The 20,159-nt window shown below is 68.8% G+C and carries 19 protein-coding genes; 12 read left to right on the plus strand and 7 right to left on the minus strand.

The window, feature by feature from the left end; all coding sequences use genetic code 11:
• The first annotated feature begins 28 nt into the window (after window positions 1-28).
• A complete protein-coding gene (locus IPG50_29340; protein ID MBK6696267.1) occupies window positions 29-562 on the plus strand; it encodes a hypothetical protein in 534 nt (177 codons plus the stop codon).
• On the opposite strand, the gene IPG50_29345 is transcribed toward IPG50_29340, so the two are convergent.
• The 3 genes from IPG50_29345 to IPG50_29355 are packed head-to-tail and all read right to left on the minus strand — an operon-like array spanning window position 519 to window position 4,383.
• A complete protein-coding gene (locus IPG50_29345) occupies window positions 519-1,904 on the minus strand; it encodes an MATE family efflux transporter (GenBank protein ID MBK6696268.1) in 1,386 nt (461 codons plus the stop codon). The genes IPG50_29340 and IPG50_29345 overlap by 44 nt on opposite strands.
• 7 nt (window positions 1,905-1,911) lie before the next feature.
• The gene (locus IPG50_29350; GenBank protein ID MBK6696269.1) at window positions 1,912-4,203 is read right to left on the minus strand and encodes a serine protein kinase PrkA; all 2,292 of its coding nucleotides are present in this window, start codon (window positions 4,201-4,203) and stop codon (window positions 1,912-1,914) included.
• Window positions 4,204-4,230: 27 nt separating this feature from the next.
• On the minus strand, window positions 4,231-4,383 hold the full coding sequence (locus tag IPG50_29355) for a hypothetical protein (GenBank protein ID MBK6696270.1): 153 nt from the start codon (window positions 4,381-4,383) through the stop codon (window positions 4,231-4,233).
• 4 nt (window positions 4,384-4,387) lie between these two features.
• Between IPG50_29355 and IPG50_29360 the strand changes: the two genes are divergently transcribed.
• Window positions 4,388-4,603 (plus strand): hypothetical protein, encoded by a 216-nt coding sequence (locus tag IPG50_29360; GenBank protein MBK6696271.1) that lies wholly within the window; start codon window positions 4,388-4,390, stop codon window positions 4,601-4,603.
• Between the two features lie 249 nt (window positions 4,604-4,852).
• Here the strand turns inward: IPG50_29360 and IPG50_29365 are convergent, their stop codons facing one another.
• Window positions 4,853-5,542, minus strand: coding sequence for a hypothetical protein (locus IPG50_29365; GenBank protein MBK6696272.1), 690 nt, complete (start codon window positions 5,540-5,542; stop codon window positions 4,853-4,855).
• A 110-nt stretch (window positions 5,543-5,652) separates the two neighbouring features.
• Between IPG50_29365 and IPG50_29370 the strand changes: the two genes are divergently transcribed.
• The 3 genes from IPG50_29370 (at window position 5,653) to IPG50_29380 (ending at window position 9,146) form a co-directional block, all read left to right on the plus strand.
• Window positions 5,653-6,663, plus strand: a complete 1,011-nt coding sequence (locus IPG50_29370) for an ABC transporter ATP-binding protein (GenBank protein MBK6696273.1) — start codon at window positions 5,653-5,655, stop codon at window positions 6,661-6,663.
• Window positions 6,660-7,757 carry a dipeptide ABC transporter ATP-binding protein gene (locus IPG50_29375; GenBank protein ID MBK6696274.1) on the plus strand — a complete coding sequence of 366 codons (1,098 nt, stop codon included), beginning with the start codon at window positions 6,660-6,662 and terminating at the stop codon, window positions 7,755-7,757. Before IPG50_29370 ends, IPG50_29375 begins: the two co-directional genes overlap by 4 nt.
• A 99-nt stretch (window positions 7,758-7,856) precedes the next feature.
• The gene (locus IPG50_29380) at window positions 7,857-9,146 is read left to right on the plus strand and encodes a serine/threonine protein kinase (GenBank protein ID MBK6696275.1); all 1,290 of its coding nucleotides are present in this window, start codon (window positions 7,857-7,859) and stop codon (window positions 9,144-9,146) included.
• Window positions 9,147-9,433: 287 nt separating this feature from the next.
• On the opposite strand, the gene IPG50_29385 is transcribed toward IPG50_29380, so the two are convergent.
• Complete coding sequence (locus tag IPG50_29385) at window positions 9,434-10,273, minus strand: hypothetical protein (protein MBK6696276.1); 840 nt, start codon at window positions 10,271-10,273, stop codon at window positions 9,434-9,436.
• Window positions 10,274-10,518: 245 nt separating this feature from the next.
• The gene (locus IPG50_29390; GenBank protein MBK6696277.1) at window positions 10,519-10,941 is read right to left on the minus strand and encodes a hypothetical protein; all 423 of its coding nucleotides are present in this window, start codon (window positions 10,939-10,941) and stop codon (window positions 10,519-10,521) included.
• Window positions 10,942-11,047: 106 nt separating this feature from the next.
• Between IPG50_29390 and pdhA the strand changes: the two genes are divergently transcribed.
• The 6 genes from pdhA (at window position 11,048) to IPG50_29420 (ending at window position 18,067) form a co-directional block, all read left to right on the plus strand.
• Window positions 11,048-12,073: a pyruvate dehydrogenase (acetyl-transferring) E1 component subunit alpha gene (pdhA, locus tag IPG50_29395; protein ID MBK6696278.1), complete on the plus strand. Its 1,026-nt coding sequence runs from the start codon at window positions 11,048-11,050 to the stop codon at window positions 12,071-12,073.
• Window positions 12,000-13,073 (plus strand): pyruvate dehydrogenase complex E1 component subunit beta, encoded by a 1,074-nt coding sequence (locus tag IPG50_29400; protein MBK6696279.1) that lies wholly within the window; start codon window positions 12,000-12,002, stop codon window positions 13,071-13,073. The genes pdhA and IPG50_29400 overlap by 74 nt, the downstream gene beginning before the upstream one ends.
• Before the next feature lie 33 nt (window positions 13,074-13,106).
• The gene (locus tag IPG50_29405) at window positions 13,107-14,501 is read left to right on the plus strand and encodes a 2-oxo acid dehydrogenase subunit E2 (protein ID MBK6696280.1); all 1,395 of its coding nucleotides are present in this window, start codon (window positions 13,107-13,109) and stop codon (window positions 14,499-14,501) included.
• Window positions 14,501-15,466 carry an SUMF1/EgtB/PvdO family nonheme iron enzyme gene (locus IPG50_29410; protein ID MBK6696281.1) on the plus strand — a complete coding sequence of 322 codons (966 nt, stop codon included), beginning with the start codon at window positions 14,501-14,503 and terminating at the stop codon, window positions 15,464-15,466. The genes IPG50_29405 and IPG50_29410 overlap by 1 nt, the downstream gene beginning before the upstream one ends.
• A 162-nt stretch (window positions 15,467-15,628) precedes the next feature.
• A complete protein-coding gene (locus IPG50_29415) occupies window positions 15,629-16,702 on the plus strand; it encodes a VWA domain-containing protein (GenBank protein MBK6696282.1) in 1,074 nt (357 codons plus the stop codon).
• Window positions 16,703-17,929: 1,227 nt separating this feature from the next.
• Window positions 17,930-18,067: a hypothetical protein gene (locus IPG50_29420; GenBank protein ID MBK6696283.1), complete on the plus strand. Its 138-nt coding sequence runs from the start codon at window positions 17,930-17,932 to the stop codon at window positions 18,065-18,067.
• 36 nt (window positions 18,068-18,103) lie between these two features.
• Here IPG50_29420 and IPG50_29425 read toward each other — a convergent pair whose 3' ends face one another.
• A complete protein-coding gene (locus IPG50_29425) occupies window positions 18,104-18,763 on the minus strand; it encodes a hypothetical protein (protein MBK6696284.1) in 660 nt (219 codons plus the stop codon).
• A 332-nt stretch (window positions 18,764-19,095) separates the two neighbouring features.
• On the opposite strand from IPG50_29425, the gene IPG50_29430 reads away from it, so the two are divergent.
• Window positions 19,096-20,142, plus strand: coding sequence for a hypothetical protein (locus IPG50_29430; GenBank protein ID MBK6696285.1), 1,047 nt, complete (start codon window positions 19,096-19,098; stop codon window positions 20,140-20,142).
• Window positions 20,143-20,159 lie beyond the last annotated feature (17 nt).

Genomic DNA, 20,159 nt, shown 5'->3' on the forward strand with positions numbered 1-20,159 from the left:
GACGTGACCGCTTTCTCGAGAAGAACCATTGCGCGAGCTCAACGATCTCCTCGACGACCGCGGCGTGCTCCTCGCGTCGCGATGGGACGACGTCCGCCTGACGCGCCCGCTCCTCGTCTTTCTTCAGCGAAAGACCGCGCGCATCGACGTCGGACAACTCTCGGTGTGCGCGGCGCGGTACTTCGACACGCGGCTCGGCCTGATGGTACCGAAGCGATACGAAGGCGCGGCGGGCGAATTGCGGGACCTCACGTTGCTCGCCGTGGCTCCTCCCGGACGAGATGCGACGCCGGTAACCATCCTGACGCGCCTCGCGACGGCCGCCGATCACGCGCTCGCGCTCGCCCTTGAGGCGGAGCAAGGCGGCGGTGGACTCGGCCTGTTGGCCCGCCGCTGCGAGGCCGTGGCGGAGGTCGACAGCGGCGCCGGTGACGAGCTGGCGCTCCGCGTCGCCGCGATCTTCGCACAGGCGCACCTCGGCCCTGTTGTTGCGCCGGCCGCGCGCCAGCTCTTCGGCGTCAAGACCGCGCGGGAGCGCCTTCTGGCGCTGCGAGGCGACTGAAGGTCGCACGAAAGACCAGGACGAGAGCCACCGCGCGCAGCGCCCAGTCGGTCGTCGACCCCCACCACACGCCTTCGAGACCGCCCCCCAAGCGGAACGCGAAGAGGTACGTGGCCGCGAGGCGAATCACCGTCGCCGAGACGGCCGTCACGAAGAGCACCTCGCGCGTCTTGCCAGCGCCGCGCAGCGACTGCGCCAACACGATGGCGACCGCCATGAACGGCTGCGCCACCATGAGCACGAAGGCCGCTGCGCCCACGAGCTCGCCAATGTCTTCGCCTTGGACGAAGACCTGTCCGATGTGGCCGCGGAGGAGGTAGACCGCGAGCCCGAGGAGCGCGAGCACCAGCGCCGCGTCGCGCGCCGCCGAGACGGCCGCCATGCGCGACGCCTCGGGCTTCCCTGCCCCGAGCTTCTGCGCGACGAGGGCGGCAGCGGCGATGCCGAAGCCGTCGGCCGAAAGGAAGCAGATCGCCTCGACGCTGATCATGATCTGGTTGGCCGCCATGACGCGGTCGCCGAGACGACCGATCATGGTCACAAAGCCTAGGAACCCGACGTGGTAGAGCACCTTTTCGATCATCGACGGCCACGAGACCGCCATGATCTCGCGGACCATGGGCCGAGCGCTCGCTCGCTCGAGGGCCGAGGTCGCCGCCAAAGACGTCGCCCCGCGTCGGGAAAAGAGGACGACGCCGAGCAAGAAGAGCTCGATGGCGAACGTCACGGCGGTGCTGATGCCGCAGCCGCGGGCGCCCATCGCCGGAACGCCGAAGGCGCCCAAGATCAGGATGCGGTTCAGCGGCAGGTGGATGACGTTGGCGAAGAGCGCGACGTAGAGCGGGCGCTTGGTGTCGCCACCGGCCTGCAAGATCGCGACGGCCGTCGCGGCCATGAAGACGATAGGCGATGCTGGGAGTGTGACGCTTAGGTAGTCGGTCGCCGAGCGAAGCGTCGCGGCGGAGGCCGTCGGCGCGAGCCAAGCCACCTGGCCGAGCACCGCGGGCGTTGCCAGCGCGATCACGGAGCCGAACAGGACCGCGAGGCCGAGGCCGGCGAGCGCCGCGGACCGCGCGTCCGAGAGGCGCCGTGCCCCAACGTAGAAGCCAACGCGCGCGACGACGCCGACCTCGAAAGCCAAGAGCACGCTGACGAGCGACCACTCGATGGTGCCCGCGACCTGCATGGCCGCCAGCTCCGTCTGGCCAACACGACCGAGCATGACGCGGTCGACGACGAAGACGAGCGTCTGGAGGCACGAATGAAGGATGGCGGGCAACGCGAGGCGCCGCACCTCACGCGACAAATCGCGCGCCGTGTCTTCGCGGCGCAGGCCGCTCAAGGGCGATTCACGACGGGTTCTTGTCGAGTCGCTTGAAGAGCAGGAAGCTCGTCGCGTCGAGGGCGCAGTCGCGGCAGTAGCCGAAGCGGGAGATCATGCGACCGACGGCCTCCTCGGCGGCGCGTTTCCGCGCGGCGTCGAGTCCCGCGCCGCTGTCGCGCAGGTGCGCGATGACGTCGCGCGCGAGGTGGCTCACGGTGGGCTTTCGCTCGGCGAAGACGGCCTCGCGAATCTTCTTGAGGTGATGCGGGAAGACGGTCACCGCCTCGACCTTCTGCCCCGGATGGTCGATGGCCCACGCGGCGATGGCGCTCATCGTCTGGCGACGAGACTCTTGCGCGTCGCCCTGGAGCTCCAGGAGCCGTTCGACCTCGCCCATGACCTTCTCGTCGGGTTCGTCGTAGTCGCCCGTGATCCGGTTGCGGAGCCGCTCCTTCTTCACCCAGGCGCTGACGTGCTGCAGGTACCGGTCGTAGAGCTCCGTGTAGCGATCTTCCTCTACGAGGCCGCTCGCGGCGTAGAACTCGTGCTCCCACGCGTCCAGGAGGCGCGCGTGGAGCGCCTCCTCGAAGAGCTTCACGTCGTGGTAGCCGCCGCCGAGGGACTCTTGCTGGAGCCACTCGAACTCGCTTCTGCGCTGGCAGAGCGCGTCGATCTCTTCGAGCACCGCCAGCGGTGAGAGGCACTTGTATTTCGTCGACTGCGCCGCGTCGAGGATGACGACGCGCATCTCGCGCGGGCTGGCGCCGATGCGCCCTTCGTAGATGGGGTACGACTCGCTCTCGTCGAAGACGTCGCGAACGCTCGTCCTGAGGCTCTTGCGCGAGTCTTCGTCGAGCCGATCGGGGACGCGGCCCGTCGCGTACAAGTCCGACTTCTCGAGCGCCGAGAGGCTCCCGAGCACCGACTGAAGGGTGCCCGAGTAGCGGTCGACGTTGGGCTTTCGCATGCGCGTGAGCACGGCGAACATCGCCGCCATCTGCGTGGCGTGCGGCGCAACGTGGCGCCGCACCTGAGGGGCGACGTGCGCGTCGTAGATGGTCTGCTCCTGGAGGTAACTCCGGAGGTAGGGCGTGCGCACGAGCTCGATACGACCACGAAAGCTCGCGAACTCGGGGTGTTCGCGGAAGGCGTCGAGGTGGAGCTCGTTGGCGCTCCCCATCATCACGCAGTTGAGCTGCACGTTCTGTTGGGAGAGAGAGACCTCACCGGTCTCCACGGAGACCTGCAGGTACTTGAACGCGTCGAGCGGCCGCTTGAGCAGGTCGCTGAACTCGAGGAGGCCGCCGGCGGCTTCAATGAGCTCGCCCTTGGCTTCGAAGAGCGTCACGGCCTGGAGAGACGGCGGCAGCGCGGAGAGGGAGCGATCGGCGGTAATCTGCCGCTCGCCGGCGTCGACGCTCATTTGCGGACCGATGGTCACCGCGCCCACGCGGTAGCGCTGCGAGATGAAGTAACGCTCCACCTGAACGTGCTTGAGGACCTCGGCGTAGGACCCCTTCGCGCTGGCCAAGAGCGCCTCGAAGACCTGCTGGCTCTTGTGCGACAGCTGGCCGCGGACGATCCAATCGGGCGGCGGCTCGCCGTTGTTGCGCCAGGATTTCTCAAGCAGCGCCCGCCGCTCCTCCACGGGGATCAAGAAGAGCGGATGGTCCCGAACTTCGACGAGCAACTTGGCATCGATCTGGTCGTCGGTTAGGTGGGCGTAGCTCGTGAGGCCCCCGGCGCCGCTCTTCTCTTGGCCGAAGCCGAGCGTTCCGCGCACCGTCTTGGTCGACGGGAAGACCCAGTTGAAGCGGTAGAGCGCGCCTTCGTCCGTCGACGAATAGTGCTCGAGGCCGCGCATGAGGCACGAGACGATGGTGCTCTTCGCTGAGCCGTTGGGGCCGTGCATGAGCACGAGGCGCGCGGGCCTCCCCTCGCGGACGAAGTTCGACAGCGCGCGGTAGATCTCCTCCTGAACCTGCTCCTGGCCGATGAGCGCGCCGCGCGGCAGGCCATCCTTCGCGCCGCCCTCCTTTTGCCCGTCGCCCTGCCCCTGCGGCACGTCCCACGGCAGGTCGAAGATCTTCCACCGCGTGAACTGCCCCCACGGGTATTCGACCGGCGCCGTCCCGTAGTGATCAAACGCGTCGCGGAGGTAGCGGCTCGCGTCACGAGCGAAGCGCGACGGATCGGTCGCGAAGAGCTCGAGGTATTCGGCGAACGAGAGGACGCGTCGGCCCGTCTTGAATCGCTGCTCGACGTTTTCTGCGATGGAACGGATTTGCGTCGAGATGTCGACCCGCGGCGCGCTCATGGAGCGAGCGTACACGAACTCGCGTGCTTAGGGACTCGGCCTCGCGCTGGTGACGGGCACGTCAACGGACAACACCTGCATGTCGATGAGGCAGTTTTGGTCGGTGCAAACGCTGAACTTGTAGGGCCCGTTCAACGTGACGGTGCCGGCCTTCGACGGCTTGAAGCGAATGGTGAGCACCCCCTTGGCCGCGGTGACCGCCTTGAAGTCGCCGGCACAGGCACGGAAGAGCGTCCGGGCCCCCAGGGCAGTCCTTGGAGTCCGCCTTGCCCAGAAACTCGACGCCGGCGACGTCGTCGGCCTTCCACTTGTGAGGGTATTCCTTGTTCACGTGGAACTCGCCTTGGGCCTCCACATGGATCTCGGCGCGGCACTCAGTGCCCGCCACACAGGGACCTGACGGCCGAATCGACACCTTGTATTCGGCCTTGTCGACGGCCGGCTTGCCGGCGGCGAGGGCTTCGAACCGCACCATCGGGGGCGCCTCGTCGCGCTTCGTTGCAGCCTCGCTCCGCGAGCAGCCAGCGAGCGCCGCACCGAGAAGAAGAAGAGGCAGGAGCGATGTAGAGACGTTCATGGGAACCTCGTCGCGCGTGATCGTCGGACCCCTGGGAGTGTAGCAAAGCCGCCGTGCACCGCCGGAGGGACTTTACCGCGGCGCCAAATAGAGCTCGAGGCGCGGTCCCGGCACGACGGGCGCATGCGCGGCGCCGCTCGTCGCGACGCGAGCGAGCGCGACGTCGAGGGGCGCCGGGCCCCGCTGCACGACGGCGATGCCTTGGTCCGACCGGTCGCGCCTTGGCCAGCGAAGCAACACGTCGCGGACGTCGAGACGCGCGCAGTCGGCTGCGTCCTCGAGGCGCACGGGCGGCGCCGACGTCGTGAACGTTCGCGGCTGATTGGCGTAGGTCACCGTCTCCGGCTCCCACTCGTCACCGATGCGCTCCGCATAGAGCACTGGGCCCGCGGCGGCGCCAGCCGGCATCGAGGCCGCCACGCGCACGCGGCACACGACGAGGTACGCGGCCACGAGGCGGCGCGTCCCCCAATCGGGCACGGCGAAACGCAGGAGCAACTTGCCGCCATCGGTGAGCCGCACCACGGCCGACGAATCGGCTACGCGGTCCGGCGACGCGGCGGCCACGGGAGCGAAGGCCACGCGCTCGGCGTCGCGGCCGGGCAGCGCTTCGGGGCTGCGGCAGGCGCCCGCGACGCACGCCGCGTCCGCGGCGCACGGCGTCGCGAGCTCGCACTGCGGGCGAGCGCTAAGGCAGCCGCCGAGCGAGCCAACGGCCGCAAACGCGAGCAAGAAAGCGCGGGAGCGGGACGCCTTCCCCATGGCGGGTTCTCATATCAGATGTGACGAGCGCGCGTGGCAGTGCGGGCGCGACGAGCGCGCCGGCGGCGCGAGGGTCCGCCTTTCGGAGAAATCGCGTAGAGTGCTGGGCCATGGCCAAGGACGAGGCGCCCTCGGCTCCCCTTCTCGAGGTGTCGGATCTCGCGGTCAGCTTCACGACCGACGAGGGTGTGCTGCCGGCCGTGGGCGGCGTGTCCTTTGTGGTCGAGGAGGGCAAGACGCTGAGCCTGGTGGGCGAGAGCGGCTGCGGCAAGAGCGTCACGTCGCTCGCGATCTTGCGGCTCTTGCCGGAGCCGCAAGCGCGCATCGTGCGAGGCTCGGTCCGCTTTCGGGGCCGCGAGCTCTTGAGCCTCTCGGACCGAGAGATGCGCGACGTGCGCGGCAACGACATTTCGATGATCTTCCAAGAGCCCATGACGAGCTTGAATCCGGTCTATTCGATCGGTTGGCAGATCGTGGAGGCCATTCGATTGCATCGCGGCGACTCGCGGAGCGCGGCGAGGGCGCGGGCCATCGAGCTCTTACGCCTCGTCGGCATCGCCGCGCCCGAGCTCGCCGTCGACAGCTACCCGCACCAGTTCTCCGGCGGCATGCGGCAGCGCGTGATGATCGCCATGGCGCTCGCGTGCGATCCAGCGCTGCTCATCGCCGACGAGCCCACGACGGCCCTCGACGTGACGATTCAGGCGCAGATCCTCGAGCTCTTGAGGCGCCTCCAGGGCGAACGCGGCATGAGCGTCCTCCTCATCACGCACGATCTCGGTGTCGTCGCCGAATACGCCGACCGCGTCGTCGTCATGTACGCCGGCCAGGTGGCGGAAGCGGGCCCCGTGCAGGAGCTCTTCGCGGCGCCCAAACATCCTTACACGAAGGGGCTGCTCGGCAGCTTGCCGCGCCTAGGCGCACGGCGCGGCGAACGGCTCGTCACCATCGAAGGCCTCGTGCCGGACTTGCGCCACTTGCCGCAAGGGTGCCGTTTCCAGGATCGCTGTCCCATGGTGCAGCCGCGCTGCAAAGAGAGCGAGCCGCCCCTGGTCGAGCTGGCGGGAACGGATCTCGTTACCAGCCGCCGCTCCCGCTGCCTGCGCGCGGAGGAGTTATGACGACGCCCGAGACGAAGGCTGACACCTTGGCGGAGTCGGAGACGTCGGCGGGGACGCCAGCCGCGACGCCGCCCCAGACCGACCCGAAGAGCGACCTTAGCGAGGCGCCCAATCAGGCGCGAACGCTCGTGGCGGCCGAAACGCTCGGGAAGTATTTCCCCGTACGGAGCGGGTTCTTCTCTCGCAAGGTCCAATACGTGCGCGCCGTCGACGGCGTTTCGCTGCGCGTTCGGCGCGGCGAGACCGTCGGCTTGGTGGGAGAGAGCGGATGCGGCAAAAGCACGCTGGGGCGGCTTCTGATTCGACTCGTCGAGCCCACCTTCGGGCGCGTGCTGTTCGACGGCAAAGACATCCTGCCGCTCTCGCCAGCGGAAATGCGTCCGCTGCGGCGGAGGATGCAGATCATCTTCCAGGACCCCTACTCGAGCCTCAACCCCCGCATGACCGTGCGCGAGATCGTGGGCGAGGCGATCCGTATTCACAAGCTCGTGGCTTCCAAGGGCGAGGAAGAAGATCGCATCGTCGAGCTCTTGCGAAAGGTCGGTCTTCGCGGCGAGGCCATCGGCCGCTACCCGCACGAGTTCTCCGGTGGGCAGCGTCAGCGCATCGGCATCGCGCGCGCCCTGGCCGTTGAGCCCGAGTTCATCGTCTGCGACGAACCCATCAGCGCCCTCGACGTCTCGATCCAAGCGCAGATCGTGAACCTCCTCGCGGAGCTGCAGGAACAGCTCGGCCTGGCCTACCTCTTCATCTCGCACGATCTGCGCGTCGTCGAGCACGTGAGCCATCGCGTCTGCGTGATGTACCTCGGCAAGATCGTCGAGCAGGCGTCGCGCGAGGCTCTCTACGAATCGTCGCGCCATCCCTACACGCGCGCGCTCCTTAGCGCGGCGCCGGAGCCCGATCGCGACAAGCGCCGACTTCGCATCCTGCTCGAAGGCGACACGCCGTCGCCCATCGATCCGCCCACGGGCTGCGCTTTTCACCCGCGCTGTCCCCGCGTGATACCGGGCCGCTGCGACAAGGAGACGCCTCCCCTCGAGTCCGTGGGCAACGACGGCAAACACAAGGTCGCCTGCTACAACCCGATGTGACGACGGGCGTGACGGCCCGCGTGGAGGGCGAGACCGCGCGCAGGGCGGCGACGAAACCCCATGTAAGAACGCGTGACGTTCCTGTAGCGTAAGGCCAAGGTGGACCTGCCCGACACCATCGGTCGCTACGAAGTCGAGGAGCTGCTCGGTCAGGGCGGCATGGGCCGCGTCCTCCTAGCTCGCGACCCCGTGCTTGGGCGCCGCGTCGCCATCAAGATTATGCGCGACGACCTCGGCATTCCGCCGGAGGTCAAGGACGCAGTCGTGGCCCGCATGCGCCAGGAGGCGCGGGCCGCCGCGGCAGTCAGTCACCCGAACCTCGTGACGCTCCACGACATGGGCGAAGAGGAACCCGTCGGGCTCTACCTCGTGCTGGAGTACGTCGAGGGCCCGACCTTGCGGCAGGCGCTCGAGGAGGCGTCGCCGGACAACAAGACGCCGAGCCTGCGCTTGCGGCTTGGCGCCAGCGGCGAAGACGTGCCCGAAGCGGGCGCCCTCGCGCCCGGCGAGGTCGTTCGCATCGCGCGGGAAGTCGCCGGTGCCCTCGACCGAGCCCACGCGGCGGGGGTCATTCACCGCGACGTGAAGCCAGACAACATTTTGCTCTCGCCGACGGGCGCCAAGATCACCGACTTCGGCATCGCCCGAGTGCCTGACTCCACGCTCACGCTCCAGAGCACGGTCATGGGAACGCCCGCGTACAGCGCGCCCGAGTCGCTCTCGGCCGGTGACTTCAGCAAGCGCTCCGATCAGTTTTCCCTGGCGTGCACGCTCTATGAAGCACTCACGGGCCGGCGCGCCTTCCCTGGTGATGAACCTTTGGCAGTCGCCACCAAGGTCGCGACGGAAGATCCGGCGCCCATTCGCAGCGTCGGCGGCACGCTCGACCGCGCCTCGCAGGTCCTCTTGCGCGGCATGGCGAAGGATCCGGCGCGCCGCTACGGCACGGCCGCCGAGCTTGCGGAAGCGCTCGCCGACGCGCTCGCGCCGGTGGTCGTCGCTCATCGGGCCGAACCGCCTGCCGCTATCACGACGCCGCAGAGCGCCGTGCATGTGCTTACCGCCGGCCGCCGGCGACGCTCAGGCCTGACCACGCTCGCGGCCTTCGTCTTTGGCGGCCTGACGGCCATCGGCGCATGGTTTCTCGTGCAGGCGCCGGGCCATCGAGAGCGGGCGGCGCCGGAGCTCGCGAGAGCCGAGGTCCCCTCGCCGTCAACGGCCAGCGCCATCGTCGACGCGGCGCCCGTTGTGGCGACGGCACCGAAGCCGAGCGCGTCTGTGCGGCCGCCGCGGCCGCGTGTCGCGCCGCCCCCCGAGCTCGTGCAGCTCGCAAAGGGAGACGCCGGCACCCCCAACGGCACCGACGAGGAAGACTCAGGCCCGTACTAGTACCTCGACCCATTGATTTTGATGGGTCGAGTACGGCAAACGAGAACGAAACTCCCAGACACAAACCCGTGGAAACGAGGCAGGTTCGAGTTGGCCCCTCGCTCGTCGGGGGCCCCTCGAACCTGCCGCTTTCACAGTGTCGGGGTACTAGGTGCCACCACGCGGGCACTTCCTTCCCGGTCGCTTCCGCGCGGCCCCTTGCGGGCGTCGCGGAGCACCCGCCGGAGGCGTTGGTGCGGCCAGGGGAGGCTCGCCTGCGCTGCGGGGGCCGGCTAGGCCCCACCAAACTAGAGCGTGCAGAACAATTTTGCGACGGTGCGCGCGTTGTCGAGGAACGTGTTGCCAGCAGCGCACGAGGCGGCTGCCCCGCCCGCTTGGAGCAGCGGGTCGGCGCATGCCGCGTCGCTCGTGTATGTGGAGCACGGGCTGCTCTCCGAATCGGCGACACATTGGTCGTATTCCGCCGCCGCCGCGGAGCTCGTGGTCGGGTCGGTGCACGAGGCGCACGCCGCTGCCGTGCAGCCTTGGTACGCCTGCACCTTCGCGCCGCAGCCGGTAGCGGTGGTGTTGCCGCTCAGCGCCGCGATGCAACCGGCCACGTTGATGCGACCCGACGTGCCATCGAGGATGATGGGGCCTAGCTGCGCGCTCGTCGCGTCGGTCAAGACGCACTTCACACAGGCGTCGTTGGCTGTATTCTGCATGAACGTGTCGCAGGTCGTCTGGTTGACCGTCGAGTCGAAGGTGCAGTCGACGACGAGTTGCGCGTTGGTCGCCGTGCAGGCGTTGGTGTGGAGCGCTTTGGGCGCCTTCCACACGGGCGCGAAGCCGGCGATGGAGCCGGGCGCGCACACGGCCAGCGGAGGAGCCGAGTCCTTCTTGCCCGAGTCCTTCTTGCCCGCGTCGAGCTCCGGCGGCGGATCCTCGGGGTCCTCGATGGCCGCGTCCTTCTTGCCGGAGTCCTTCTTCGATGTGCCCCCGTCCGACGAAACGAGAATGCTCCCAGGTCCGCCGTCGCCGCCAGCGTCGGGAAAAAAGCCGCCCGCGCTGACGGTGCAGCCGCCGGCGAAGATGAGGCCAAGGAGCGTGAAGGAGCGCGACCGGACTTCGGACAAGGAACGACTCATGGGGATGCCTCCTCGCGGGCGCGGCCGGGCCGCACGCGCGAAAACAAGCGCGCGCCTTGCAGACGCGCAGGCCCAGGTCCCTGGGAGCGAGCGTCAGCGTGGAGCGCAGCGGAGTGGGCGGGCGGACCCGCATGACGACCTCGCGTCGTCGCCCCATGGACGGGCGCCCGCCACAACGTATGCAACCGGCGGCTCGAAAGTCCTTACGACGGCTTAGGTGAGCCGCTGCCGGCGGAAAAATGCGCTCACGCCGACGCGTAGGCGACGGCCGTGACGCGGAGATCGGCGCCGTGAGCCTCGACCGACACGAGGCCGAGGCCGTCGCCCGCGAGAAGGAGGACCTTGGTCTCCCGTGGCCCTTGGGACGCCTCGAGCCATTTTCGCTGGTGCGGCGGGAGCTCGGGGAACTGCCGCGCGAGCTCGGCCCCCGGCACGCCCAGGACGCCGGTACCGCCGCGGCGCATCTCGAAACCGAACTTCTGACACAAGCGAACGCTGGCCTCACTCGCGTCGACGAAGAGGCACGCGACCATCGCGTCGTCGTTGGAGCGAACGGCAATCAGGTGCGCGGCCTGCGCGTCGACGAGGCTCTCGACGATTTCAACGGAGCGCGAAGGCTCAAGCGGCGTCCGGACCCCAAAGCGCTCGCGGAGGGACTTTCCGATCATCGCCCCCCAATGTGCCACTGGCCGTGGCGCCTTTCCATCGTTCCAGACCCGGCAAGTCCATTGCCGAGTTCATCGCGGCGGTCGCTTGCGATATCCTCCTCGGCCCATGCGGACCGAATCAACCTCCACCGCCTCGTCGGGCGCCGCCTCCGGCTCGCCCAACACCGGCACCAGCGCGCATCTGACGGTCCTCTATCGACAGATGTTCCTCATCAGACGCCTCGAAGAGGAGTCGGCCCGCGCCTATGCGCAGGGGAAGATTGGAGGGTTCCTTCACCTCTACATCGGCCAGGAGTCGGTGGCCGTCGGCGCGATCGCGGCCCTGCAGAAGGACGACTACGTCATCACGACGTACCGTGATCACGGCGTGGCCATCGCCAAGGGCATGGCCGCCGGTCCGATGATGGCGGAGCTCTACGGCAAAGCCACCGGGTGCTCTCACGGCCTCGGCGGGTCGATGCACCTCTTCGACAAAGAGCACCACATGCTCGGGGGGCACGGCATCGTCGGCGGCCACATCCCGCTCGGCGTGGGCGCCGCCTTCGCTTCGAAGTACCGCAACGACGGTCGCGTAGCCTTGTGCTTCTACGGCGACGGCGCCGTCTCGATTCAAGGCTTCCACGAGGGCGTCTCGCTGGCCGCCGTTTGGAAGCTGCCCATCGTGTTCATCTGCGAGAACAACCAGTACTCCATGGGGACGCCGCTCTCACGAACCATGAGCGTCGAAGACTCGTCGCAGAAGGCGCTCGGCTACGGACTGCCGCGCGATCGCTTTTTTGCCGACGACGTGCTCGAGGTCGAAGAGCGCATCCGCGTCGCCGTCGAGCGCGCCCGCAAGGAGTCGATGCCAACCATCGTCGAGCTCCGGACGTATCGCTTCCGCGGTCACTCGATGAGCGATCCCGGCAAGTACCGCACGGCGGAGGAGCTCGACGAGAAGAAGCGACGCGACCCGGTGCCTCGCGCGCGAGCCAAGCTCCTCGAGCTCGGCGCCGACGAAGGCAAGCTCAAGGTGCTGGAGGACGAAGTCGAGGCCGAGGTGCAGGCGGCCTTGAAGTTTGCGGAAGAGAGCCCAGACCCGGACGCATCGCTCCTCGAACGCACCACCTACGACGGCCCCTTCGCGGCTTGAGGAGACACGCATGAGAGAGCTTAGATTTCGCGAAGCCTTGCGAGAGGCCATGGCCGAAGAGATGGAGAAGGACGATCGCGTCTTTCTCATGGGCGAAGAGGTCGGCCACTACCAGGGCGCCTACAAAGTCTCCGAGGGCCTCTTGGAGCGCTTTGGTCCGCGCCGCGTCATCGATACGCCGATCGCCGAAGGCGGCTTCGCCGGTGTCGGCATCGGAGCCGCCATGGTCGGCCTCCGGCCCATCATCGAGTTTATGACCTGGAATTTCTCGGCCATCGCCTTCGATCAGATCTTGAACAACGCCGCCAAGATCCGGCAGATGTCTGGCGGCCAGTTCAATTGCCCCATCGTGTTCCGCGGGCCCACCGCGAGCGCGCCCCAGGTCGGCCGTCAGCACAGCCAAGCGCTGGAGCACTTCTACACGCACGTGCCAGGCCTCAAGGTCATCGCGCCAGCGTTTCCCGCGGACGCGAAGGGCCTGATGAAGGCCGCCATTCGCGACGACAACCCGGTGCTCGTGATGGAGTCGGAGACGCTCTATTCGTTGAAGGGCGCCGTCCCCGACGACCAAGACGCGCTGCCGCTCGGCGTCGCGAACGTCGTGCGACAAGGCCGCGACGTCACGATCCTGACCTACTCGCGCATGACCCATGTCTCGCTCGAGGCGGCGGCGCTCTTGGAGAAGGAGGGAATCTCGGTCGAGGTCGTCGACCTTCGCTCGCTCCGCCCCCTCGACGAGGGGACCATCGTGCAGTCGGTGGAGAAGACCCATCGCTGCGTGGTGGTTCACGAGGGCTGGCCCTACGGTGGCGTCGGCGCTGAGCTCGTCGACCGCGTGCAACGGCTCGCCTTCGACGCCCTCGACGCCCCCGTCTTGCGGGTCGCAACGCTCGACGTGCCGATGCCCTACAACAAGGACCTCGAGCAACTCTGCATGCCGCAACCGGCGCGCGTCGCCGATGCCGTGAGGCGCGTCGTCCGCCGCGGCCTCCCCTCCTGAGCGACCGCCTCATTTTTCGAACGGAACGTCCCCATGGCCAAGATCGTCGACATGCCCAAGCTCTCCCCGACCATGGAGGAGGGCCTGCTCGCCACGTGGCACAAGAAGGAGGGTGACGCCGTCGCCATCGACGACCTCCTCGCCGAGGTCGAGACCGACAAGGCGACGATGGAGTTTCGCTCCTTCGACAAGGGCACGTTGCTCAAGATCCTCGTCCCCGCCGGCTCGCAGGTGAAGCTCGGCCAACCGGTGGCCATCGTCGGCGCGGCCGGCGAAGACGTGTCCGCGCTCGCCGCCAAGGCGATGAGCCACGCGACGCCGGCGGCGCCCGCGCCAGCCCCTTCGCCTGTCGTTGCCGCTCCGGCACCAGAGGCCGCTCCGATGACCGCCGCGCCAGCGACCACGAGCGCGAGCACGCCGCGCGTCGTAACCACGGGCAACATCCTCGATCGCACCTCGCGCGAACCGCAGCGCGCGCCCCACGCGTCGCAGGGCGCCGGCGATGGCGGTCGTGGCCTCGCCTCGCCCTACATTCGCAAGGCGGCGCGCGAGCGAGGCATCGACCTCACGGGCAAGACGGGCACGGGCCCCGGTGGCCGCATCGCGCTCCAAGACCTCGACGCACTGGCCACGGCCCCGCGCGGGGCGAGCCAGGCCCTCGCCGTCGCCGGCGATGCGCGCTTGGCCGTCTCGGCGCTTGCGGCGCCGGAGGCGCGCCCGCTGTCGATGATGCGCAAGACCATCGCGCGGCGGTTGACGGAGGCAAAGCAGACCGTTCCCCACTTCTACTTGACCATCGACGTGGCAGCGGGGCGCTTCGCGGCGCTGCGCGACGAGGTCAATCGAGAGCTCGCGGCGAGCGGCGCCTCCTCGCTCGGCGCGCCGGAAGGCGACAAGCCGCTCAAGGTGAGCCTCAACGACCTGCTCATCAAGGCCTGCGCCGTGGCTCTCACGCGTGTGCCCGAGTGCAACGCGACGTTCTCGCCGGAGGCGCTCTTGATTCACCGACGCGTCGACATCTCCGTCGCCGTCGCCGTCCCCGACGGCCTCGTCACGCCGGTCGTTCGCGACGCCGACAAGAAGAGCCTCGTCGCGGTGGCTCGCGAGGTCCGTGAGCTCGCGGGCCGGGCCCGCGCGAAGAAGCTCAAGCCGGAGGAGATGTCTGACGGAACCTTCTCCATCTCGAACCTCGGGATGTTCGGCATCGACGAGTTCTCCGCCGTCATCAACCCGCCGGAAGGAGCCATCCTCGCCGTCGGTCAGGTGCGCGAGGAGCCCGTCGTCGAGGGCGGCGTCGTCACCGTTGGCAAGCGAATGGGCATGACGCTCTCCTGCGATCACCGTGTCATCGACGGAGCCGTCGGCGCGGCGTTCTTGGCCGAGCTCCGCGCGCTCATCGAGCATCCCATGCGCGTCCTCGTCGGCTGATGCGGGGCGCGTGGCCCGTGGCCGTCGCCGCGCTCGCGGTGGCCTGCAGCGCGCCCACGCAAAGACCGCCGCGCAGCTCGGTGCCGCTCATCGAGTGGAAGCCGACGCCAACGGAGCGCGCGGGCACCATCGCGCTCGCGGCGCCGGGCCCGGACCGGGTGGCGCTCCCCGGCGCGACGTTCACCATGGGCTCAACGGAGGCCGACCTCAAGGCGGCGGTGCTCTTGTGTCGTCGCGAGCCGGCGCCAGAGTATTGCGACACGAGCGATCTCGCGATGGCGCTGAACCGCTACATCCCGACGCTGCTGAGGCTCGAACTCCACGCGCACACTGTGACGCTCTCGCCATTCGCCATCGATCGCGTCGAGGTATCGGTCGCCGCCTACGAGCGTTGCGTTGTGGTGGGGGCCTGCGCGCGGCCGGACTTTCGCCCGGGCGACCGACGCTACGACGCGCCAGAGCTGCCCGTCACGCACGTGCTTTGGCAGGACGCGGCGGCGTATTGCGCGTGGCAAGGCGGGCGCCTCCCGCGAGAGGCCGAGTGGGAGTACGCGGCGCGCGGCAAGGCGGGGCGCGCCTTCCCGTGGGGCTACCAGTACGCGCCGCGGCGCGCGAACCACGGCGTCTTGTCAACGCTGCCAGGCGCGCCCGACGAGACCGATGGCGCCGCGGGCCTCGCCCCCGTGGAGTCGTACGCCGATGGCGCGACGCCGGAGGGCATCAAGAACCTCGCGGGAAACGTCGCTGAATGGGTGAGCGATCTCGTCGATCGGAACATGGATGGCACGGTTGGCTACGACAAGGGCTCGGTGACGAACCCGCAAGGCGCGCAGTCCGGCGAACACCTGACGCGCGGCGGCTCCTTTCGCACGGGCGCGATCTTTCTGCGCGCCGCGATGCGCTCGGTGCGACCAGGACAGCCCTACGCCGACGACATCGGCTTTCGCTGCGCCTACGACCGGTGAAGGCGGCCTCAACGGAAGGGCGTCGAGGCTGACGGCGTCGCCGCTGCGATCAGCGGGGGCGATCTCCGCGATCACTCCACCCGCGGGGAGTGGCGAATCGCTCGACGGAATTCGTTCTCGCGCCTGGCATAGACCTCGCAGCGTGGCGTCGCGAGGTGTCTTATGGCGAAGCGTGGCGTAACCGAAGAGCGGCGTGCGAGGGACCTGGCGAAGGACGGCTGGGGCGCCCTGATGACCCTCGCGATGCTCGCCGGATGTAGCGTTGAGCCCACGTCTGAGGATCTCGCTGAACACGAAGCAACGGCAGCACCAACGCTTGCGCCTGCCCCGGCCTTCAGCCCGACGCTCACCGCGCCGGCCGAGTGTCGCGGTCTGACTCTTCGTGCCACGCGACTCGCGCTTCGCATCGTGGTGGCCTTCGATCGCTCCGGGAGTATGGGCTCGGCGGGCAAGTGGGACGCCGCCACGGCGGGTCTCTCGACGTTCCTAGAGGCGCAGCAAGCGGGCGTGAGCGCCTCGCTCGCCTTCTTCCCTCAAGCACCGAAGACGTGCGGTGGAGACTTCGTCACGCCAGCGGTGCCCATGACGGCGCTACCGAGCTCGTCGTTCCGCGCAGAGTTCGCCAAGACGAAGTTCCTCCCGGGCACGCCCATGCGACCGGCGCTGGAAGGCGCACTCCAATACGCGCGGACCGTGCGAGCCAACGTGGGCACGGAGCCGGCGCGCGTCGTGGTAGCCCTCGTCACCGATGGCGCGCCCTCTACCGGCACGTGCGCGAACAACACCGTGGACGCGGTCGCGAACGTCGCCAAGCAGGCCGTCGCCGATAGCGGCATCGTCACCTTCGCCGTAGGAATGGACGGCGCGCAGCAAGAGAGCCTCGACACCATCGCTGCGGCCGGGGGCTCGGGAGCTGCGCTCATGATCGACGCGACCCACGGGGCCGTCCAGCTCGCTCAAGCTTTCGAAGGCATCCGTCGTCGCTTCTCGTGCGAGGTGGCGCTCCCCCCCCCGCCCGCTGGCGGCAGCGCCGTCCGGCCCGACCAAGTCAACATCATCCTCGACAACGTCACCCTTTCTTACAGCGCTGACTGCGCCGAGCCCCAGGGCTGGCGCTACGACGATCCGACGAAGCCGACGCGCATTGCTCTCTGCCAGGACGCCTGCGGTCGCGCGAGCGGAAGCGAGGGCGTCGAAGTCAAGCTCGGGTGCCCCACGGTAACAGCCCCACGCTGAGCGTGCCCCGGCGCCCGCTCGTGGACCACGCCAGCGCCAAGGGCGACCTGTCGTCGTGGCGCCTGCGGGAGCAGGCCCTCGCGGCTGTGGAGTCGGCGTTCGGGTTCCGCTGCAGGCGACCGACCTGGTATTCGTAGCCGATGAAGGTCACGCCGCGCTTGGCCTGGTCTTGCGCGCTCGCCGGCGCGCTCATCGCGTGCGGGGCAGCGACCTCGGGACCGCAGCAGGTCGATGCGCTGGCGACGCGGCGCCCTGGCGCAGCGGGGCAACCGTCGGCGGTCTCGCCCGGCGCGCGCGGAGGCACCTCTCGCGATTCGTCTGCGCTCGATCCCGCGCTCGCGGCCGACGTCGCCGAGTACCTCCGCTTCTTTCCCGGCTACTGGCCCGAGCCGGGCCGCGCCGAAGCACCGCGCCCAGAAGGCGTGAGGGCACCGCGCCCATTTCCCACGAACGCGAGGCCGCCGCGCGCTACCAAGGTTCGTGCGTACGCCTGGTTGGACGCGGCCGCTTGCGTCACGCGGTCGCCGAGCGGACCTCCGTTCGAGCGCGATGGTTCGCTCTGTCCCGGCGTGATCGGAGCGGTCGAGCTCAGCGCCGCGGAGGCCGAGGTCGTGCAGGAGCTTACGGTTCGCCGCGACGACCAACTTCGTGAGAACGGCTCGCATGCCATCGTGCGCTGCGACTTCACCCCGCATCACGCCTTCGTCTACCTGGACGCCTCAGGCGCCCCCATCGCGATCGTCGAGCCCTGCTTCGATTGTCATCAATGGCGCATACGGCCCTCTTCGCGGCCGGATCTGATGAATGACTACGAGCCGCCGGCGATGACCGACGCGGAGCGCAAGGCGCTCGCCGCCATCCTCGACGGCCACGGTCTGGGCGCGTGGACGAGGGAGGGCGATAGCGCGCGGGTGGCCCGCGTGCGCGACCACATCAAGCGGACGTACGGCGCGCTCACGATGGAGAGCGGCGCGCGTGACAAAGCGCTCACGGAAGCAGGGCGGCGCCGACAGGCCGCCCTGCTCGCGGCCCCGCCCAACGTTGACCGAGATGTTTCGCTCAAAGCGGCGAGCGAGCACGACGTTCACCAGCTCTGCGCTTGGTACGGGGAGCAGTTTCGCGCGAACGGGCAGCACTTTGGCAGTCACGGCTTCGAGTGCGAATCTGGGCTCCAGTACGCGACGACCGTCGACGACATCCCTTGCGCGAAGGCCGCCCGCAACGCCGGTGCGAGCCATCGAGGAGTGTTTGCGCGCCGTGGCGCGCGGGCCCGACGAGCTCTGCTCGCGCGGCTTCCCGGCGGCGTGTGGCCCGCAGCAGGAGTGCGCCGTTGGCGTGAAGGTGCACAAGCGGCCGGGCAACTGACGTCCTCGCCGCTCGTCGCTGGGCGCGCGGGCGCCTCTATCCACTGCGGCGGGCCTCGCTCCAGCGGGACAGAAACTCCGCTTGGCGGCGGCGGTCGCCCTGATCGGCGGGAGCCCCCGGTTCGACGTAGGCCAGGCTGTCCCGGTTCATCTGCGCGATGCGCTCGTACTCCCCCCGCGCTGCGGTGACGTCGCCCCCCTGCTCTAGCGCCTTCTCGAGGTTTGCGAGCGCCCCAGCTTCGAAGCCCTCGCGCGTCAGCGAGCCTCGGTAGAAGCGACTTCGGTCTCCACCGTCCATGTCCAGCGGGGCACGATACTCCGGGTGCTGCTCGAAGTACTTCAGCGCCGCCTCCTCAACGACGCCTGAATCGGAGGGGTTGAACCCCTTCGGAAGGTCGAACTTGAGAGTCCGCTGGTCGGCGAACTGCGGATCCCTCGGTCCCTCGGTGAAGGTCGGTTGTGTCGGAGCATCGATTGCGTCGCCGACGAAGCCGGCGCCAGCATCGTCGCCGGACTCGTTCTGCCGCGTCGGCGGCAAGCCGCCGTCACCGCCTTCTTCGGTGGGTGTGGGTGACGGGTCCGACGTGCCGCCACCCACGAGGTCTTGCGAAGGACTGTCCGCCATGGGGTCGGCGAAGACGTCGCCGTCGTCGGCGCCACCAAACACCAGGTCGAGGCACGCATGGATTGGTTTCATCGAAGTCCACTCCTTTGGCCGCTTTTGATCGTGCGACATGCGGGCGGCGACCAAAGCAACCCGCGGGTCGGTCCGCTGCATCGAGGACCACGGCAGGACCGCTGCACGCGCAGTGCCGCCGGCGGGACGGGGGAATCTGTGGAGATTCAGCCCCCGCCGCGATCCATTCGATCGCGCTCGTTCGCTTGGGCGCGATCGGCGCGATCCGCTGGGCCGCCATGCGCGACCGTCGTCGCGCCGGGCGAGGGTCGCCGAAGCGAGAGCGCTGGGGGCACCTTGCGAGTCGCGCATGGCCGGCCGGCGCGTGATACGACGCTACGCGGAGAATTCATATGCGACCTCAGGCTAGGCATTCACTCGCACGCGCACTCGTCCTGGGATCGTTTGCGGCGCTGTCGGTCGTCGCATGGGCGGCATGTGGCTCTGACGACGAAGCACCTCCGCCCGCGGCGCCCGACGGCGGAACGCTGGACGCACGCGGCGACTCGTCCCCGACGCCAACCCCCGACGCTGGCAAAGCTGACGGCACGACGACCGATGCCGGCACGGACGCGGGCGCCGAGGCTAGCCCTGAGGCGGGCAGCGACAGTGGCCCAGGCGCGAACAGCGACGCCGGGACCGACGCGGGAGCAACGCCGGAGCTCTTTGGGACGATCGGCACGTCGCTCGTCAAGATCAACACGACGACGGGTGCGGCCACGCTCGTCGGCACCACCAACCTCGGGTCCGTCGCGAAGCTCGCGTTCCACGCGGGGAACGGGAAGCTTTATGGCATCCTCGACTACCTCACGGCACCGAAGCTCGTCACAGTCGATGCTTGCACGGGCGAGAGCCAGCAGGTCGCGGCGCTGACGATCGCCGCCGGCACCGTCCACTTCGTCGGTGGCCTCGACTACAACCCAACGGACAACAAGCTGTACGCATCAGCGAGCTTGGACCAGGCGTACCCCGCCGACTCGATTGAGGAGGCGCTGGTCTCTGTCGATCCGACCACCGGCGTGGTGACCTCCGTGGGCACGATGCGGGAGGGCGTCGCGATCGTGGACGGCGACAACGTGGCGTTCTCGGCCACGACCAAGCTCGCGATCGACGGCAACCCGGACGACGGCGGCACCCACACATTCTGGGACCTCAACATGGCTGACGCCGCAGCAACGGGTCCGCGGACCGCCGCCGGTGCGCTCGGTTGGATCGAGTTCCACAAGGGAGCCCTCTACGGCACGGTCTCCTCCGGCGCTCTCGCACGCAACCTCGTCACGATCAACGCCGCGACCGGCGCGGTGACGGTTGTGGGGCCTACCCACGGCGTGAGCGACTTTGGCGGCCAGCAAATCCTCGCCATCTCCGAGGGCCTCTGCGCCGTCCAGACCGACCACTGAGGCGCATCGCGCTTATC

The organism is Myxococcales bacterium (assembly GCA_016703425.1).
Classification (GTDB): Bacteria; Myxococcota_A; Polyangia; order Polyangiales; family Polyangiaceae; genus JADJCA01.

Excerpts from the sequence above, each read along its gene's own strand:
- IPG50_29350 (MBK6696269.1), bottom strand. The coding sequence starts at position 4,203 with ATGAGCGCGCCGCGGGTCGACATCTCGACGCAAATCCGTTCCATCGCA.
- IPG50_29365 (MBK6696272.1), bottom strand. The coding sequence starts at position 5,542 with ATGGGGAAGGCGTCCCGCTCCCGCGCTTTCTTGCTCGCGTTTGCGGCC.
- IPG50_29370 (MBK6696273.1), top strand. The coding sequence starts at position 5,653 with ATGGCCAAGGACGAGGCGCCCTCGGCTCCCCTTCTCGAGGTGTCGGAT.
- IPG50_29375 (MBK6696274.1), top strand. The coding sequence starts at position 6,660 with ATGACGACGCCCGAGACGAAGGCTGACACCTTGGCGGAGTCGGAGACG.
- IPG50_29385 (MBK6696276.1), bottom strand. The coding sequence starts at position 10,273 with ATGAGTCGTTCCTTGTCCGAAGTCCGGTCGCGCTCCTTCACGCTCCTT.
- IPG50_29390 (MBK6696277.1), bottom strand. The coding sequence starts at position 10,941 with ATGATCGGAAAGTCCCTCCGCGAGCGCTTTGGGGTCCGGACGCCGCTT.
- pdhA (MBK6696278.1), top strand. The coding sequence starts at position 11,048 with ATGCGGACCGAATCAACCTCCACCGCCTCGTCGGGCGCCGCCTCCGGC.
- IPG50_29405 (MBK6696280.1), top strand. The coding sequence starts at position 13,107 with ATGGCCAAGATCGTCGACATGCCCAAGCTCTCCCCGACCATGGAGGAG.
- IPG50_29410 (MBK6696281.1), top strand. The coding sequence starts at position 14,501 with ATGCGGGGCGCGTGGCCCGTGGCCGTCGCCGCGCTCGCGGTGGCCTGC.
- IPG50_29415 (MBK6696282.1), top strand. The coding sequence starts at position 15,629 with ATGGCGAAGCGTGGCGTAACCGAAGAGCGGCGTGCGAGGGACCTGGCG.
- IPG50_29425 (MBK6696284.1), bottom strand. The coding sequence starts at position 18,763 with ATGAAACCAATCCATGCGTGCCTCGACCTGGTGTTTGGTGGCGCCGAC.
- IPG50_29430 (MBK6696285.1), top strand. The coding sequence starts at position 19,096 with ATGCGACCTCAGGCTAGGCATTCACTCGCACGCGCACTCGTCCTGGGA.